This is a genomic window from Paenibacillus sp. GbtcB18 (genome assembly GCF_019091125.1).
GTDB lineage: Bacteria > Bacillota > Bacilli > Paenibacillales > NBRC-103111 > Paenibacillus_F > Paenibacillus_F chitinolyticus.
Genome location: NZ_JAGXJX010000559.1, coordinates 1 through 255 on the forward strand (window position 1 = coordinate 1; position 255 = coordinate 255).

Genomic DNA, 255 nt, shown 5'->3' on the forward strand with positions numbered 1-255 from the left:
CTGATGACGGCGAAGCGGTACGAGGAGACCATCATCGTCAGCCGACGAGCCAGTGCGCTCCTGGAGGAAAGCGGCACCCGCCTCATTCTGAATGGGATGGAGGCGGCACCGCTTTACAATCTCGGCAACGCCCTGTTGCGGCTGGGTCGCTTCGAGGAGTCCGTCGATCCCACTCGCCAGGCCGCCGCCACCTATCACGAGAAGGGCAACCACGGCAAAGAGGCTGACTCACTGACCAACCTGGGCGACGCCCTG

The 255-nt window shown here is 63.9% G+C and carries 1 protein-coding gene; it reads left to right on the forward strand.

The window, feature by feature from the left end; genetic code table 11:
* The coding region (locus KVT34_RS30580) for a hypothetical protein (RefSeq protein WP_217563330.1) at window positions 1-255 on the forward strand (255 nt) is incomplete at both ends.